Source organism: Pseudonocardia sp. DR1-2, from assembly GCF_023717215.1.
Classification (GTDB): domain Bacteria; phylum Actinomycetota; class Actinomycetes; order Mycobacteriales; family Pseudonocardiaceae; genus Pseudonocardia; species Pseudonocardia alni.
The window spans coordinates 434,196-448,901 of sequence record NZ_JAMQOF010000006.1 but is presented as its reverse complement, the minus strand read 5'-3'; the positions used below and the strand labels follow the sequence as shown (position 1 = coordinate 448,901).

The following is a 14,706-nucleotide window of genomic DNA, read 5'->3' as shown; positions in this document are numbered from 1 at the left end:
GATGATCGGGAGACGGCGTGACGAAACCGTCAGGGGCCCGCGGCATGCTCTGGTCCATGACGTCGTGGGGAGACTTCCGGCGGGCCGAGCCCGCGTTCGCCGACCTGTCCGAGCGGATCCTGCGGCGGGGGATCGCGCTCGTGATCGCGACGCTGCGCGCCGACGGGGCACCGCGCGTCTCCGGGATCGAGGTGGTGCTGGACGACGCCGGTGGTGACACCGAGCTCTCCTTCGGATCGATGCCGGGCGCCCGGAAGGGTTCCGACCTGCGGCGGGACCCGCGGTTCGCGCTGCACGCCGCGCCGGCCGACCAGTCCGGCGGGGACCTCGGGGACGGCGACCTGAAGGTGTCGGGCCGGGCGGTGCTGCAGGGCCCGCTGTCCGGGCCGGTCACCGGGGACGCGTTCCGCGTCGATCTCACCGAGGTCGTCTGGACCGGGCTCAACGACGAGCGGAACCGTCTCGTGGTCCGCTGGTGGACCCCCGGTGGCGGGATGCAGGAGGTCGCGCGCGAGTGAGCGGTGCGAGGATGCGTGCATGCGCTACGTCGAGCACGTCGTCGACCTGGTCGGGAACACGCCCCTCGTCCGGCTGGGAGCGACGGCCCAGGGCATCGCCCCGCCGGTCCTGGCCAAGGTCGAGTACCTGAACCCCGGTGGATCGGTGAAGGACCGCATCGCCCTGCGGATGGTCGAGGCCGCCGAGGCCTCCGGTGAGCTGCGCCCGGGCGGCACGATCGTCGAGCCGACCTCGGGCAACACCGGGGTCGGGCTGGCGATGGTCGCCCAGCGCAAGGGCTACCACTGCGTCTTCGTGTGCCCGGACAAGGTCGGGGAGGACAAGCGCAACGTCCTCAAGGCCTACGGCGCCGAGGTCGTGGTGTGCCCGACGGCGGTCGACCCCGAGCACCCCGACTCCTACTACCAGACCTCCGACCGGCTGGTCCGCGAGATCGAGGGCGCCTGGAAGCCCAACCAGTACGCGAACCCGGCCAACCCCGAGTCGCACTACCACTCGACCGGCCCGGAGATCTGGGAGCAGACCGAGGGCCGGATCACCCACTTCGTGGCGGGGATCGGCACCGGCGGCACCATCTCGGGCATCGGGCGGTACCTCAAGGAGCAGTCGAACGGCGCCGTGCGGATCATCGGCGCGGACCCGGAGGGCTCGGTCTACTCCGGCGGCACCGGGCGCCCCTACCTGGTCGAGGGCGTCGGCGAGGACTTCTGGCCGACCACCTACGACCGCGACATCTGCGACGAGATCGTCGCCGTCTCCGACGCCGACTCCTTCGAGATGACCCGCCGTCTCGCCCGCGAGGAGGCGCTGCTCGTCGGCGGTTCCTGCGGGATGGCGACCGTCGCCGCCCTGCGGGTGGCCGCGACGCTGCCCGCGGACGCGGTCGTCGTCGTGCTGCTGCCCGACGGTGGCCGCGGCTACCTCGGCAAGGTCTTCAACGACCGCTGGATGGCCAGCTACGGCTTCCTCCCGCCGTCGCAGGGCGCGACCATCGGCGACGTGCTGCGGCGCAAGGACGGCGCGCTGCCCGCGCTGGTGCACGCCCATCCCAACGAGACCGTCGCCGACGCCGCGCTCTACCTGCGCGAGTTCGGTGTCTCCCAGATGCCGGTGGTCAAGGCGGAGCCGCCGGTCATGGCGGCCGAGGTCGCCGGGTCGGTCAGCGAGCGCGACCTGCTCGACGCGCTGTTCACCGGGCGGGCCAAGCTCTCGGACCGGCTCGAGGACCACATGTCCGAGCCGCTGCCGACCCTCGGCGCCGGCGAGTCGGTGCAGGACGCGATGGAGGCCTTCGCCAAGGCCGACGCCGCGCTGGTGCTGGAGGACGGCAAGCCCGCGGGCGTCGTCACCCGGTCCGACGTGATCGCCTTCCTCGGCGGCAACGCCTGACCCGGCCCGCACGGACGCCGGGAGTAGCCTCGGCGTCCATGCAGGGCTTCTCCACACGCGCGATCCACGCCGGCCAGGTCCCGGACCCGACGACCGGCGCGGTCACGACGTCGATCCACACCAGCTCGACCTACGCCCAGGACGGCGTCGGCGGGACCCGCGGGGGGTACGAGTACTCCCGCAGCGCCAACCCGACCCGGACCGTGCTGCAGGACCAGCTCGCCGCCCTGGAGGGCGGCCGGCACGCGCACGCGTTCGGCTCCGGGATGGGGGCGACGGACACGCTGCTGCGGATCCTGCTCAAGCCCGGCGACCACCTGGTCATCCCGCACGACGCCTACGGCGGCACGTTCCGGCTGGTGGACAAGGTGCTGTCCGGGTTCGGTGTCGAGCACACCCCGGTCGACCTCGCCGACCACGACGCCCTGCGCGCGGCGCTGCGGCCCACGACCAGGGTCGTGTGGTGCGAGACCCCGACCAACCCGCTGCTCGGCATCGCCGACATCGCGGCGCTGGCCGGGGTGGCGCACTCCGCGGGCGCGCGGCTCGTCGTCGACAACACCTTCGCCTCGCCCTACCTGCAGACGCCGCTGGCGCTGGGCGCCGACGTCGTCGTGCACTCCACGACCAAGTACGTCGGCGGCCACTCCGACGTCGTCGGCGGTGCACTGGTCACCGACGACGACGCCCTGTCCGAGCAGATCGCCTTCGTCCAGAACTCCACCGGTTCGGTGCCCGGCCCGTTCGACGCGTGGCTGACCCTGCGCGGCGCGAAGACCCTCGCGGTGCGCATGGAGCGCCACTGCGACAACGCCGAGCGCGTCGCCGAGATGCTCTCCGCGCACCCCGCGGTGGCCTCGGTGCTCTACCCGGGCCTGCCCGGGCACCCCGGCCACGAGGTCGCGGCCAAGCAGATGCGCCGGTTCGGCGGGATGGTGTCGTTCCTCGCCGCGGGCGGGCGCGACGCGGCGCTGCGGATCTGTGCGGGCACCCGGCTGTTCACCCTCGCCGAGTCCCTCGGCGGGGTCGAGTCGCTGATCGAGCACCCGGGCGAGATGACCCACGCCTCGACCGCGGGGTCGATGCTCGAGGTGCCGGACTCGCTGGTCCGGCTGTCGGTCGGCATCGAGGACGCCGACGACCTGCTCGACGACCTGCGGGCCGCGCTCGACGCGGTCCGGTAGCGCCGCCGGCGGGCTCAGCTGCGCGACTGCTCCGGCGACGGCGCGGGGGGCTGGACCACCGGCGGCGGCGGGATGACCAGGTCACCCGGGTCCACGCAGCCGCCGACCAGCGACCACGTGCCGTCGCCGCGGGCCTCGTAGCGGCCCGGGTCGGCGCAGCCCGCGTCGTGCACGGTCGCCACCGCGAGCGCGGCCAGTCCGGCGGCCAGCAGCAGCGGTGCCGTCGTGCGCAGACGCGTCATTCGCGAGTCCCTCCCGACACCGGGCGCGCAGGAGACGTCACGCCCGGTGAGACACCGGCGAGGTTACCCGGGGCGGTGCGAGACTGCCGGGATGGCCGCCCCCGTCATCCCCCCGGTCACCGCCGACGACGTGCTCTCCGCCCGCGAACTGCTCGCCGGCGTCGTGCGCACCACGCCCGTCGCCGGGGCCCGCGCCCTGTCCGACCTGACCGGCTCCCGGGTCGTTCTGAAGTGCGAGAACCTGCAGCGCACGGGCTCGTTCAAGATCCGCGGTGCCTACACCCGCATCGCCCGCCTCTCCGACGACGAACGTGCAGGCGGCGTCGTCGCGGCGTCGGCGGGCAACCACGCCCAGGGCGTCGCGCTCGCCGCACGGCTGCTGGGCGTGCGCGCCACCGTGTACATGCCCGAGCGGGCGGCCCTGCCCAAGGTCGACGCGACCCGCGGCTACGGCGCCGAGGTCGTGCTCACCGGCCGCACCGTCGACGAGGCCGTCACGGCCGCCACCGCGGCCGCCGAACGGTCGGGTGCGGTGTTCGTGCACCCCTTCGACCACCCCGACATCATCGCCGGCCAGGGCACCGTCGGCTGCGAGATCCTCGACCAGGTCCCCGACGCCGGCACCGTGCTGATCTCCGCGGGCGGCGGTGGGCTGCTCGGCGGGACCGCCGCGGTCCTGCGCGCCGCCCGCCCGGACGTCCGGATCGTCGGGGTGCAGGCCGCGGGTGCCGCGGCCTGGCCGTCGTCGCTGGCGGCCGGCGAGCCGATGCCGGTCGGCGGGATGCGCACGATGGCCGACGGGATCGCCGTCGGACGCCCGGGCGACGTCACGTTCGCCCAGGTCAGCAGTCTGATCGACGAGATGGTCACGGTGTCGGAGGACGCATTGTCCGCGGCGCTGCTGCACTGCCTGGAGCGGGCGAAGATGCTCGTCGAGCCGGCCGGCGCCGCGTCCGTCGCCGCACTGATGGAGCAGCCCGACCGCTGGCCGGGGCCGGTCGTGTGCGTGCTGTCCGGCGGCAACGTCGACCCGCTCGTGCTGCTGCAGGTCATCCGGCACGGGCTGGTCGCCTCGTCCCGCTACCTCACGCTGCACCTGAGGATGCCCGACCGCCCCGGCGCGCTCGCCGAGCTCCTGGCCCGGGTCGGTCGGCTCGGGGCCAACGTCACCGACGTCGCGCACTCGCGGATCAGCGGCGCGCTCGCGGTGGGGGAGGTCGACGTCGAGCTCAGCGTGGAGACGCGGGGGCCCGAGCACCGCGACGCCATCGTCGCCGACCTGCGCGAGGCCGGGCACGCCGTCGCCACGCCCTGACCCGCCCCGGCCCGGCCCGACCGGCCCCGACACGCGAACGGGCCCGGCCGACCGGCCGGGCCCGTTCCGCGGGTGGTCGTGGGTCAGCCGGTGAAGGCCTCCACCGACACCAGCGTCACCTTCATGGTTCCGCCGTCGGGCAGCTGGTACTCGCGGGTGTCACCCGGCTTCGCGCCGAGCAGGGCCGCGCCGAGCGGGGAGTTCGGGGAGATGACCTGCAGGTCGCCGTGGCTGCCCTCCTCGCGGGAGCCGAGCAGGACCTTCTCGGTCTCGTCGTCGTCCTCGTAGCGGATCTCGAGGACGGTACCGGGGGAGGCCTCGTCGGAGCTGGACGGCGCGGTGCCGACCTGGGCGGTGCGCAGCAGCTCCTGCAGCTGACGGATCCGGGCCTCCTGCTGGCCCTGCTCCTCGCGCGCCGCGTGGTAGCCGCCGTTCTCCTTCAGGTCGCCCTCCTCGCGGCGGGCGTTGATCTCCGCGGCGATGACGGGCCGGTTCTCGATCAACCCGTCCAGCTCGGCCTTCAGCCGGTCGTAGGCGTCCTGGGTCAGCCAGGTGGCCTGGGTGTCCGTCACCGTCATCAACTCCTCCAGGAAAACAGGACGTGTCGCCGCCGGGACGCCTGGCGCCCGGCGGGCACACGGGGGTGGCGGCTCCGAGCGGCACGCCCCGAGTAAGGAAAAACACGACCCGCCTGCGGGTCGTGTGGGGCTCACCTTACCACGGAGCGTGCCGCTCATCGCAGCCTTTCGGTGAACGGGCGCGTGTACCGGATAGTTCCCTGCCGAGGAATATTCGCAGGTAACGGGGTTGTCGACGGCCGCACAGCCGCCCCGGCCGCGTCGGCGTCAACCGTCCGTCGCAGACGGGCGCCCCGGCGGGAACAGATGGTGCGGGTGACGGCGTTGCCGATGCCGGAGCCCGTGCTCGGCGCGGTTCCTGTCGGTCCCCTCTGCCAGGATCGTCCCTGAGCACGACCTCGCCGCCCGCCGCCGGCAGACCACCGGCGCGGGACCCGAGTCCGGTGACCGTGGAGGAACCCGCCCCGATGGCTACGCAGTACACCCCGTCCGCCCCGCGCCCGGTCCAGCCGCCGGCGCCCGGCGAGCGTCCCCGGTTGATGACGGTGCACGCCCACCCCGACGACGAGTCGTCGAAGGGCGCGGCGACCACCGCCCGGTACGTCGACGAGGGTCACGAGGTCATGGTCGTGACCTGCACCGGCGGTGAGCGGGGCAGCATCCTGAACCCCGCGATGGACCGGCCGGACGTCCTGGAGAACATGACCGCGGTCCGCAACGCCGAGATGGCGCGCGCCGCCGAGATCCTCGGCGTGCAGCACGTCTGGCTGGGCTTCGTCGACTCCGGCCTGCCCGAGGGCGACCCGAAGCCCCCGCTGCCCGAGGGCTGCTTCGCCCTGGGTGACGTCGAGGAGCAGACCGCGGCCCTGGTGAAGGTCATCCGCGAGTTCCGCCCGCACGTGATCGTCACCTACGACGAGAACGGCGGTTACCCGCACCCGGACCACATCCGCACCCACGTCATCTCGATGGCGGCCTGGGAGGCCGCGGGCGACCCGGCACGCTTCCCGGAGGCGGGGGCTCCGTGGCAGCCGATGAAGCTCTACTACGGCCACGGCTTCTCCAAGGCCCGGCTGGAGGCCTTCCACAACGCGATCGTCGAGTCCGGCCAGGAGTCGCCGTACGCGGAGTGGCTGGAGAACTGGAAGAGCGACCGGCCCGACCCCGGCACCCGGGTGACCACCAAGGTCCCGTGCTCGGACTGGTTCGGCCGGCGCGACGACGCGCTGCGCGCACACGCCACCCAGATCGACCCGGACAGCAGGTTCTTCTTCACCCCGCTCGAGGTGCAGGCCCGGGTGTGGCCCACCGAGGACTACGAGCTGGTCCAGTCCCTGGTCGACACCGAGGTCCCGGAGGACGACCTGTTCGCCGGCATCCCCGTCGAGGTCGGCGGGGAGCGCCGTCGCGCCGGATGAGGGCGCGCGGGCTCCGCGGGTAGCCTGGTCACCGGCCCCTCCCGCAGCTGCGGGGTGGTGCCGGTGATCCGGGAACCGGAGTACGGAGGCGCGTGGCGGTGCAGGTCGAGAACGTGACGGCTGTGGTGAACCAGGTCGTGACGGGGCTGCTCGTCCCGATGCAGGACCGGCCCCCGCCCCCCGGGCAGCTGCCCGAGTTCGGCAACGCGGCCCCCGCCGGCCTGGCGATCGTGCTGCTCCTGCTCCTCGCGACGGTCTTCCTCATCCGCAACATGAGCAAGCGGATCACCCGCCTCCCGGAGACCTTCGACGGCGAGGACACCGCGGCGGGCGGATCCGACCCGGCCGGCACCGCATCCGGGACCGCGACCGACCGCGGTGAGCCGGGACCGGCCCGCTCCTGAGCCGCCGACCCGCGCAGGCGCCGGGTCAGCGCAGCAGGACCAGCCAGATCGCGACGTGGTGGCAGGCCCAGGCCAGCACCGTCGCGGCGTGGAAGAACTCGTGGTAGCCGAATGTCGCGGGCCACGGGTCGGGCCGTCGTAGCGCGTACATGACCGCGCCGACGGTGTAGAGGGCCCCGCCCGCGAGCAGCAGCACGAGCGCGGCCACGCCACCGCCGGCCAGCAGCCCGGGCAGCACGAACACCGCGACCCAGCCGAGCGCGACGTAGATCGGCACCCCGACCCAGGCCGGCGCGGTCGGCCAGGCGAGCTTGAGCGCGACCCCGGCGAGCGCCCCGCCCCAGACGACGGCGAGCACCCAGGTGGCGGTCGCCGCGGGGAGCGCCAGCACCGAGACCGGCGTGTAGGTGCCCGCGATGAACAGGAAGATCATCGAGTGGTCGAGGCGCTTCATCAGCCGTCGCCGGGCCGGGTCGACCCAGGTGTGCCGGTGGTACAGCGCGCTGATCCCGAACAGGCCGAACGTGGTCAGCGTGTAGACGGCCGTGGCCGCGGCCGCGGAGGCCCCGACGAGCGCCCCCGCGACACTGATGAGCGCGGCGCACGCGAAGACGGAACCGACGAGGCTCCACAGGTGCAGCCAGCCCCGCAGACGGGGCTTGAGCGGGGCGGACGGGGCGATGCTCACGCACCCCGACGTTACGGGTCGCGACGGCGGGGGTCCCGTCCGGCGGACGAACGCCACACCCGGGACTAGGCTCCCTGTACGTGGCCCTCCGAGACCTGCTCTACACGGTGTACGAGCGCAGGATCCTGCGTCAGATCGCGGGGGCCGAGCAGCCCAGGCACGTGGCGCTCATCCTCGACGGCAACCGCCGCTGGGCGCGGGAGGCGGGTCTGGCCGACCCCGCGGAGGGGCACCGTGCCGGCGCGGCGAAGATCGCCGAGATGCTCGGCTGGTGCTCCGAGGCCGGCGTCGAGGTCGTCACGGTGTTCCTGCTGTCCACCGACAACCTGGACACCCGGTCCCCGGAGGAGCTCAAGGACCTCCTGGAGATCATCGCCGGGGTCGTCGACGACCTCTCCGGCCCGGACACCCCGTGGCGGCTGCGGGTCGTCGGCGCGATGGAGTTGCTGCCGAGCAGCCTGGCCGACCGGCTGACCGCGGCGGTCGCCCGTACCAGCGACCGCGGGGGCATCCAGCTGAACGTCGCCGTCGGCTACGGCGGCCGCCAGGAGATCGCCGACGCCGTCCGCAAGATGCTGCTGACCCAGGCGGAGGCGGGACGGACGATCGAGGAGCTCGCGGAGTCGCTCGACGTCGACCACATCGCGGAGCACCTCTACACCTCCGGACAGCCTGACCCGGACCTCGTCATCCGGACCAGCGGTGAGCAACGACTGTCGGGGTTCCTGCTGTGGCAGTCGGCCCATTCGGAGTTCTGGTTCTGTGAGGCCTACTGGCCCGAGTTCCGCCGCGTCGATTTCCTGCGGGCACTGCGCGACTTCGGCGCACGGCACCGACGTTTCGGCGGATGAATTCAGATCGACCGTAACCTCCGGTCGACTTGCTCGTTATGGATGTCCCGGAAACGGGGATCACGATCCCCGGAAACGGGAAAGACCCCGGGAGCGGACTCCCGGGGCCTTCCGCGCGTCGGTGACGCGAGGTCTTACTTGCCACCGCCGTGGTGCTTGCCACCGTCGATGTCGACCTTGTCGCCGTTGTCGGCGGCGTTGGTGCAGTCGACGCTGTTGTCCGACTTGACGCCCGACTTGTTGTACGCCTCGCTGAACAGGCCGCCCAGGGCACCCTGGACCAGGCTGTTGCCGTTGAGGGCGGTCCCGCAGGCCTGCGGCGAGACGTTGATGTTGTTGTTGGACAGGTTCACCAGGCCGGCGCTGTTCTTCTGCGCGACGCCCTCGGAGTCCTCGACGGTCGAGGCCTTGGCCTTGTTGCCGCTGAAGTAGCTCTCGTGGGACTTGGTGTTACCGCTGTCCTTGATGTGGGTGTCGCCACCGTGCTCACCCGCGAACGCGAGCGGGCTCAGCGCGACGAGCGACGCGGCGCCGGCCGCGGCAACGATTCCAGCCTTCTTCAGCACAGTCCGTCTCCTGTTAGTCGGAGAGCGCGCCCGACCAAGGTGCGCGACTCTCAGTACCTGTCGACGCTCGAACCGGGGAGCCCGCATCGACTGCGTGTCAATCTAACGGACGCTTTCGCGCTCGACAATCTGACCCTGCGTAATTCTTCGGCGGAGTCGGCGAATCATTCGTGTACCTGGGGATTCGTCGCCGCAATCGCAGCGCGGTCGGCGTGGCGTGCGGGCGTGTCGGCACTGCGGCGGACGGGGCAGTGCGGTGGGAGCCGTCCGGGGGAGGAGTGCGGCCGGTGCCGACGGCACCCGGGATCCGGGCGTGCGGGCCGCGCGGGTGGACACCACCCGGCGGCCGGGGCCCCGGCGGGGTCCGCGCCGGCCGGGACGGTCGAGCCGGGTGGGCCCCGGAGGGGGCCGCGCCGGGGCGGGGCGACGGTCGGCGGACGGGCCCGGGGCGCCGCAGGTGCCGAACCGGTGCGGGCGACCCGGTTCGGCTCCCGGCCCGGGCGGTGGGGGCTCGGACGATCACCGGTGGCGGGGTCGGGTGTCCGCGACGCGGACGTTCCGCTCCACAACCGGTGATCATGACGGCGTCCGGGGGCCGGCGTCTCGCTCGAGGCCGAGTGCGCCGGACGTGTCGCGGACGGGCCGGGGCCGCGGCGGTCAGCACGAGGGTGGTCGGCCGCGAGGGCCACCGGGCGCGGGGTGTCGCCGGGTAGCAGGGCGGCCGGGGAGCGAGGGCGTCCGGATGTGCGGGGCGACGGGCTCCGTATACGGAGCGTGGTCACGCAGTGGAGGGATCGGAGCAGTGCCGGGCGGCGTCGACCCGACGGGGTGAACACGTCCCCGGAGGTCCGGAAAAGGGTGACCCGGCGGAATCCCGGTCACCCGGGAGTGGGCACGGACCGGAACGCAAGAATGCCCCGGAGCAGAAGCTCCGGGGCATTCTCAGATCTGCGAGGAGATCAGCCGATCGAGTCGCCGGCGCCGGCCTCCTGGCCGCAGTTGTCCGACTGGTCGGTGACCGAGTCGCCCGACTTGGCCTGGGCCTTGCCCAGGATGCCCAGGGCGCCGGTGACGCCGTTGAGGGCGGAGGCGTCCTCGACCGGGACCTGCACGCCCAGCACGTTGACCGGGACGTTGTTGTTGCAGGCCTGGATCGGCACGTTGACGTTGTTGCCGTTCAGGCCGGCGATGAGGCCCTTGGCGTCCTTGTCGATGACGTTCTCGGCACCGTGGTGGTGGCCGCCCTTGTGGCCGTGGTCGCCGTCCTTGTCGCCGGCGAAGGCGAGCGGGGACAGGGCGAGCAGGGACGCGGCGGAGGCCGCAACCACGATTCCAGCCTTCTTCAGCACAGTTTTCTCCTGTTGAGTCTCGAGTCCGCCCGAAGCCGGTCTCACGCGTGCCGGCACGCTGACGAGGGGGAGCCCGTACCGACTGCGAGAAAAGCTACCGCTGTTATTCCTGCGAAACAAATCTCGTGACCCTATCGAGGTACACTTTCACTGACGGTTCCGATACTCCCCAAATAGGTTGTTCCGGTCCCGTGCGACCGAGCCGTCGCCGACCCGAATCGTGCACTCTGCGTGGCCGGGTACGTCCGAACGGACGCGTCACCGGCGGCCCTCGCCGTCGTTCCGCTCCGGGCCCGCCTACGCTCCGGGGATGGACCTGCTGCACGCGACGGCGGAGCTCGCGTCGCGGGTGGACCGGCTGCGGCCGGGTGTGCTGGACGGGCCGCCGCCGTACCCGTCGATCGCCCGGCGGGTGGCCGCGGAGCCGGTCGGGGACCCGGCGGCGCTGGCAGTCACCGCCGGGCGGCTGCGTGCGCAGGTCGCGGCGGCGGGACTCCCGGACGGTCGTCGCCGGTACCTGGACGCGCTCCTGGTCGCGCTGCGCTGCCGGGCCCGGCTGCTCGCCGGTGAGGACGTCGGTTACGTCGAGCAGGTCCGCGACCTGTTCGGAGTGCTCCCGCGCCGCAGCGAGCCGGACGAGCTGCACGAGGCGCACCGCAGGCTGGCGGCGGTGCTGCCCGGCCGCGGTCCGCTGGCGGCCCGGATGCGGGACCACCGGGCCGCCGACGTCGTCCCGGCGGAACGGCTGGCCGCTGCGGTCACCGCCGTCGTCGCGGAGCTGCGCCGCCGCACCCACGACACGCTGGGGCTCCCGGACGGCGAGCACGCCGACGTCGACCTCGTCGGCGCCCGGCCCTGGACGGCGTTCACCCGCTACCGCGGCGGCCTGCGCAGCCGGATCTCGGTCGCGACGGCCGGTCGGGTGCGGGCCGGCTCGCTGCTGCCGCTGCTCGCCCACGAGGTCTATCCCGGTCACCACCTGCAGTACTGCCGGGCCGAGGTCGCGTCGGCGCGGTACCCGGAGCTGGCACTGCGGCTGGTCCACAGCCCGCAGGGGCTGGTCGCGGAGGGGGCGGCGGAGGCCGCCGTCGCCGTGGTGCCCGGCCCCGGCTGGGGCGCGGTCGCCGAACGCGTCCTCGCGGGCGCGGGCGTGCGCCTCGACGGCCCGGCGGCCGAGCGGATCGAACAGGAGCTGGACCTGCTGGGCCGGGTCCGGCTCGACGCCGCCCTCATGCGTCACGTCGACGGCGCCGGCCCCGACGCGGTGCTCGCCCACCTCGCACGCTGGCTGCTGGTCGACGACGACCGGGCGCGGCGCATGCTCGAGTTCCTCGACCATCCCCAGTGGCGCACCTACCCGGTCACCTACGCCGAGGGCGGCCCGCTCGTGCGCGCCCGGCTCGCCAGCGCCCCGGAGGGCCCCGCCGCCGCGCTGGCGACGCTGCTCGACACCCCGGTCCTGCCGTCGGATCTGGTCACCGACGGTGGCGCCGCGCACGGTCCGGAACGCGGTGGACCGGCCGCCGCCGCGGTCGGAGTACTCCGTCCGCCGCACCTCGGCTGAGCCGAACGGCTCGCCACCGAACGAGGTGTCGCTACCCGATCCGACGTCGGACGGTACCGATCACACGATGAACGGCACGTTACGACTGTTCCATCAGGGGTCAACGTAGGGATCCGACGGAGAGTTGCTATTGACCGCACGAGGGTGACCACTAGTAGCGTCCACGACGACGGGCTGTACCCGATGCGGCCCGTTCGGGAGGCCCTGGAGTGGTGTCACACGCACCCGAGAGGGCCGGCACCCGGCCCTTGCGGGCGTGCCGGCCGGAGGACCGCCATGGTCCCTCCGCGTCGTCGCGGCCCGCACCGGGGCCGGCCGGCCCGACGCAGAGCAGGCGCGGTGCCGCGCCTGCGAGGGAGCACCCGTGACCGATCGTCGTCCCGCCCTCACCGACCCGACCTCCGCACCCCAGGGGTCCGTCGGGGACGCACCGGCAGGTACCACCCGCTGCTATGTGCTCGACACGTCCGTGCTGCTGTCCGACCCCTGGTCGCTGCAGCGCTTCGACGAGCACCAGGTCGTCCTGCCGCTCGTCGTCATCAGTGAGCTGGAGGCCAAGCGTCACCACCCCGAGCTGGGCTGGTTCGCCCGGACCGCGCTGCGCCAGCTCGACGAGCTGCGCGTCAAGCACGGCCGTCTCGACGCCCCCGTGCCGATCGGCGAGTCCGGCGGCACGTTGCACGTCGAGCTGAACCACTCCGACCCCACGGTCCTGCCGGCCGGGTTCCGCACCGACTCGAACGACTCGCGGATCCTGGCCTGTGCGCTGAACCTCAAGGCGGACCCGGCAGCGCCGGCGGACGTCACGCTGGTCACCAAGGACATGCCGTTGCGGGTCAAGGCCGCCGCGGTCGGTCTGGACGCCGACGAGTACCACGGCCAGGACGTGCTGTTCTCGGGCTGGACCGGCATGACCGACCTGGAGGTGACCCCCGAGGACGTCGACGCGTTGTTCCGCGACGGCGTCATCGACCACGACGAGGCCCGCGACCTGCCCTGCAACACGGGGTTGCGGCTCGTGGGGGCGTCGAACGCGCTCGGGCGGGTCACCGCGGACAAGCGGGTCAAGCTGGTGCGCGGGGACCGGGAGGCGTTCGGGCTGCACGGCCGTTCCGCCGAGCAGCGGATCGCACTGGACCTCCTGCTGGACAACGAGGTCGGGATCGTCTCCCTCGGCGGCCGCGCCGGGACGGGCAAGTCGGCGCTCGCGCTGTGCGCCGGCCTGGAGGCGGTGCTGGAACGACGCCAGCACCGCAAGATCGTCGTCTTCCGGCCGCTCTACGCCGTCGGCGGGCAGGACCTCGGCTACCTGCCCGGCAGCGAGGTCGAGAAGATGCAGCCCTGGGCGCAGGCCGTCTTCGACACCCTGGGCGCGATGGTCAGCCAGGACGTCATCGACGAGGTCATCGCCCGCGGGCTGCTGGAGGTCCTGCCGCTGACCCACATCCGCGGCCGGTCGCTGCACGACACCTTCGTGATCGTCGACGAGGCGCAGTCGCTGGAGCGCAACGTGCTCCTCACCGTGCTGTCCCGGCTCGGGACGGCGTCGCGCGTCGTGCTCACCCACGATGTCGCGCAGCGGGACAACCTGCGCGTCGGGCGGCACGACGGTGTCAACGCCGTCATCGAGAAGCTCAAGGGCCACCCGCTGTTCGCGCACGTCACGCTGACCCGCAGCGAGCGTTCGCCGATCGCCGCGCTGGTCACGGAGATGCTGGAGGGACCGAACTCCTGAGGTGCCGGGCCCGGCCCCCGTCCGCAGCCGCGGACGGGGGCCGTGTGCTCAGTCGAACAGGTCCGGGTCGGTACGGACGACCTCGTCCCACAGCGGCTGGTAGGAGAACCAGCCGGCGTAGGGGGTACCGGTCTGCTCGGCGGTGAACCGCGCGTTGACGTGGTCGACGAGCGTCGGCGTCCCCGCGGCCTCGGCGAGCAGCTGCGCCTGGCAGTTGCGCTCTGTCGAGATGAACCACCAGGCGGCCTCGGCGACGGTCTCGCCGACGGAGAAGATCCCGTGGTTCTGGTGGAACACCATCTTCCGGCCGGTCAGGCCGCGGGCCAGCGCCCGGCCCGCCTCCGGGTCGAGCACGACCGCGCCCGCCCCCTCGTGGACGACGCCGTGGTTCTCGTAGAGGGCGCAGGCGTCCTGGGTGATGGGGTCCAGCGGGCGGCCCAGCGACGACCACGCTTTGCCGTACACCGAGTGGGCGTGGGCGGCCGCGACGACGTGCGGGTGCTCGGCGTGCACGGCCGAGTGGATGACGAACCCGGCCTGGTTCACCGGGCGGTTCCCGTGCCGGACCGTGCCGTGGTGGTCGACCATGATCAGGTCCGAGACCCGGATGTGCCGGAAGCTCATGCCGAACGGGTTGACCCAGAACATCTCCGGGTCCTCCGGGTCGCGCACGGTGATGTGCCCGGCGACGCCCTCCCCGAAGCCGAACCGGCCGAAGATCCGGAACGCGCCGGCGAGCTGCTGCTTGCGGTGCAGCCGCTCCTCGGCCGAGGTGGCGAACGTCGGTGGCGTGGGCAGACCGCCGGTACCACCGCCGCCGAGAGCGGCGGTACCGGAGCTGCTGGTGGTGGTGTCCTGCGTGGGGGCGGCCATGACCCGACCGTGCGCCGGATCACGCCCCGGG

15 protein-coding genes are annotated in these 14,706 nt (G+C 73.1%); 9 read left to right on the top strand and 6 right to left on the bottom strand.

The features are described from left to right. Positions 1-56 precede the first annotated feature (56 nt). From ND486_RS20280 to ND486_RS20270, 3 genes are read left to right on the top strand one after another with little or no spacing between them, the layout of a single operon-like run. Entirely contained in the window at positions 57-518 is a 462-nt protein-coding gene (locus tag ND486_RS20280; protein ID WP_208818818.1) for a pyridoxamine 5'-phosphate oxidase family protein, read from the top strand. 19 nt (positions 519-537) lie between these two features. After that, the gene (locus tag ND486_RS20275; protein WP_251785811.1) at positions 538-1,908 is read left to right on the top strand and encodes a cystathionine beta-synthase; all 1,371 of its coding nucleotides are present in this window, start codon (positions 538-540) and stop codon (positions 1,906-1,908) included. 38 nt (positions 1,909-1,946) lie between these two features. After that, positions 1,947-3,092 (top strand): cystathionine gamma-synthase, encoded by a 1,146-nt coding sequence (locus ND486_RS20270; protein ID WP_251785810.1) that lies wholly within the window; start codon positions 1,947-1,949, stop codon positions 3,090-3,092. A 14-nt stretch (positions 3,093-3,106) separates the two neighbouring features. Here the strand turns inward: ND486_RS20270 and ND486_RS20265 are convergent, their stop codons facing one another. Next, a complete protein-coding gene (locus ND486_RS20265; protein ID WP_073577681.1) occupies positions 3,107-3,334 on the bottom strand; it encodes a hypothetical protein in 228 nt (75 codons plus the stop codon). 91 nt (positions 3,335-3,425) lie between these two features. Here ND486_RS20265 and ilvA point away from each other — a divergent pair, with 91 nt between their 5' ends. After that, positions 3,426-4,649, top strand: coding sequence for a threonine ammonia-lyase (ilvA, locus tag ND486_RS20260; protein ID WP_251785802.1), 1,224 nt, complete (start codon positions 3,426-3,428; stop codon positions 4,647-4,649). 83 nt (positions 4,650-4,732) lie between these two features. Here ilvA and greA read toward each other — a convergent pair whose 3' ends face one another. Beyond that, on the bottom strand, positions 4,733-5,221 hold the full coding sequence (gene greA, locus ND486_RS20255) for a transcription elongation factor GreA (RefSeq protein ID WP_174525543.1): 489 nt from the start codon (positions 5,219-5,221) through the stop codon (positions 4,733-4,735). Between the two features lie 473 nt (positions 5,222-5,694). Between greA and mca the strand changes: the two genes are divergently transcribed. Together mca and ND486_RS20245 are read left to right on the top strand one after the other, a co-directional pair. Continuing rightward, a complete protein-coding gene (gene mca / locus ND486_RS20250; RefSeq protein ID WP_373324079.1) occupies positions 5,695-6,645 on the top strand; it encodes a mycothiol conjugate amidase Mca in 951 nt (316 codons plus the stop codon). Positions 6,646-6,737: 92 nt separating this feature from the next. Next, complete coding sequence (locus tag ND486_RS20245) at positions 6,738-7,049, top strand: hypothetical protein (protein WP_251785800.1); 312 nt, start codon at positions 6,738-6,740, stop codon at positions 7,047-7,049. Between the two features lie 25 nt (positions 7,050-7,074). On the opposite strand, the gene ND486_RS20240 is transcribed toward ND486_RS20245, so the two are convergent. Continuing rightward, positions 7,075-7,737 carry a hemolysin III family protein gene (locus ND486_RS20240; RefSeq protein WP_208818821.1) on the bottom strand — a complete coding sequence of 221 codons (663 nt, stop codon included), beginning with the start codon at positions 7,735-7,737 and terminating at the stop codon, positions 7,075-7,077. Between the two features lie 80 nt (positions 7,738-7,817). On the opposite strand from ND486_RS20240, the gene ND486_RS20235 reads away from it, so the two are divergent. Further along, positions 7,818-8,588 carry an isoprenyl transferase gene (locus ND486_RS20235; RefSeq protein ID WP_208818822.1) on the top strand — a complete coding sequence of 257 codons (771 nt, stop codon included), beginning with the start codon at positions 7,818-7,820 and terminating at the stop codon, positions 8,586-8,588. A 134-nt stretch (positions 8,589-8,722) separates the two neighbouring features. On the opposite strand, the gene ND486_RS20230 is transcribed toward ND486_RS20235, so the two are convergent. Both ND486_RS20230 and ND486_RS20225 read right to left on the bottom strand, forming a co-directional pair. Next, a complete protein-coding gene (locus ND486_RS20230) occupies positions 8,723-9,154 on the bottom strand; it encodes a hypothetical protein (RefSeq protein WP_062400354.1) in 432 nt (143 codons plus the stop codon). A gap of 959 nt (positions 9,155-10,113) precedes the next feature. After that, on the bottom strand, positions 10,114-10,503 hold the full coding sequence (locus ND486_RS20225) for a hypothetical protein (protein ID WP_083474542.1): 390 nt from the start codon (positions 10,501-10,503) through the stop codon (positions 10,114-10,116). A gap of 310 nt (positions 10,504-10,813) precedes the next feature. Between ND486_RS20225 and ND486_RS20220 the strand changes: the two genes are divergently transcribed. After that, the gene (locus ND486_RS20220; protein ID WP_251785798.1) at positions 10,814-12,067 is read left to right on the top strand and encodes a DUF885 domain-containing protein; all 1,254 of its coding nucleotides are present in this window, start codon (positions 10,814-10,816) and stop codon (positions 12,065-12,067) included. A 454-nt stretch (positions 12,068-12,521) separates the two neighbouring features. After that, a complete protein-coding gene (locus ND486_RS20215; protein ID WP_062400360.1) occupies positions 12,522-13,802 on the top strand; it encodes a PhoH family protein in 1,281 nt (426 codons plus the stop codon). A gap of 48 nt (positions 13,803-13,850) precedes the next feature. Here ND486_RS20215 and ND486_RS20210 read toward each other — a convergent pair whose 3' ends face one another. Continuing rightward, complete coding sequence (locus ND486_RS20210) at positions 13,851-14,675, bottom strand: class II aldolase/adducin family protein (protein WP_251785795.1); 825 nt, start codon at positions 14,673-14,675, stop codon at positions 13,851-13,853. Positions 14,676-14,706 lie beyond the last annotated feature (31 nt).

Bases quoted from the DNA above. Each gene is read 5' to 3' on its own strand.
- ND486_RS20275 (WP_251785811.1), top strand. From the start codon at position 538: ATGCGCTACGTCGAGCACGTCGTCGACCTGGTCGGGAACACGCCCCTC.
- ND486_RS20280 (WP_208818818.1), top strand. From the start codon at position 57: ATGACGTCGTGGGGAGACTTCCGGCGGGCCGAGCCCGCGTTCGCCGAC.
- ND486_RS20220 (WP_251785798.1), top strand. From the start codon at position 10,814: ATGGACCTGCTGCACGCGACGGCGGAGCTCGCGTCGCGGGTGGACCGG.
- mca (WP_373324079.1), top strand. From the start codon at position 5,695: ATGGCTACGCAGTACACCCCGTCCGCCCCGCGCCCGGTCCAGCCGCCG.
- ilvA (WP_251785802.1), top strand. From the start codon at position 3,426: ATGGCCGCCCCCGTCATCCCCCCGGTCACCGCCGACGACGTGCTCTCC.
- ND486_RS20270 (WP_251785810.1), top strand. From the start codon at position 1,947: ATGCAGGGCTTCTCCACACGCGCGATCCACGCCGGCCAGGTCCCGGAC.
- ND486_RS20265 (WP_073577681.1), bottom strand. From the start codon at position 3,334: ATGACGCGTCTGCGCACGACGGCACCGCTGCTGCTGGCCGCCGGACTG.
- ND486_RS20210 (WP_251785795.1), bottom strand. From the start codon at position 14,675: ATGGCCGCCCCCACGCAGGACACCACCACCAGCAGCTCCGGTACCGCC.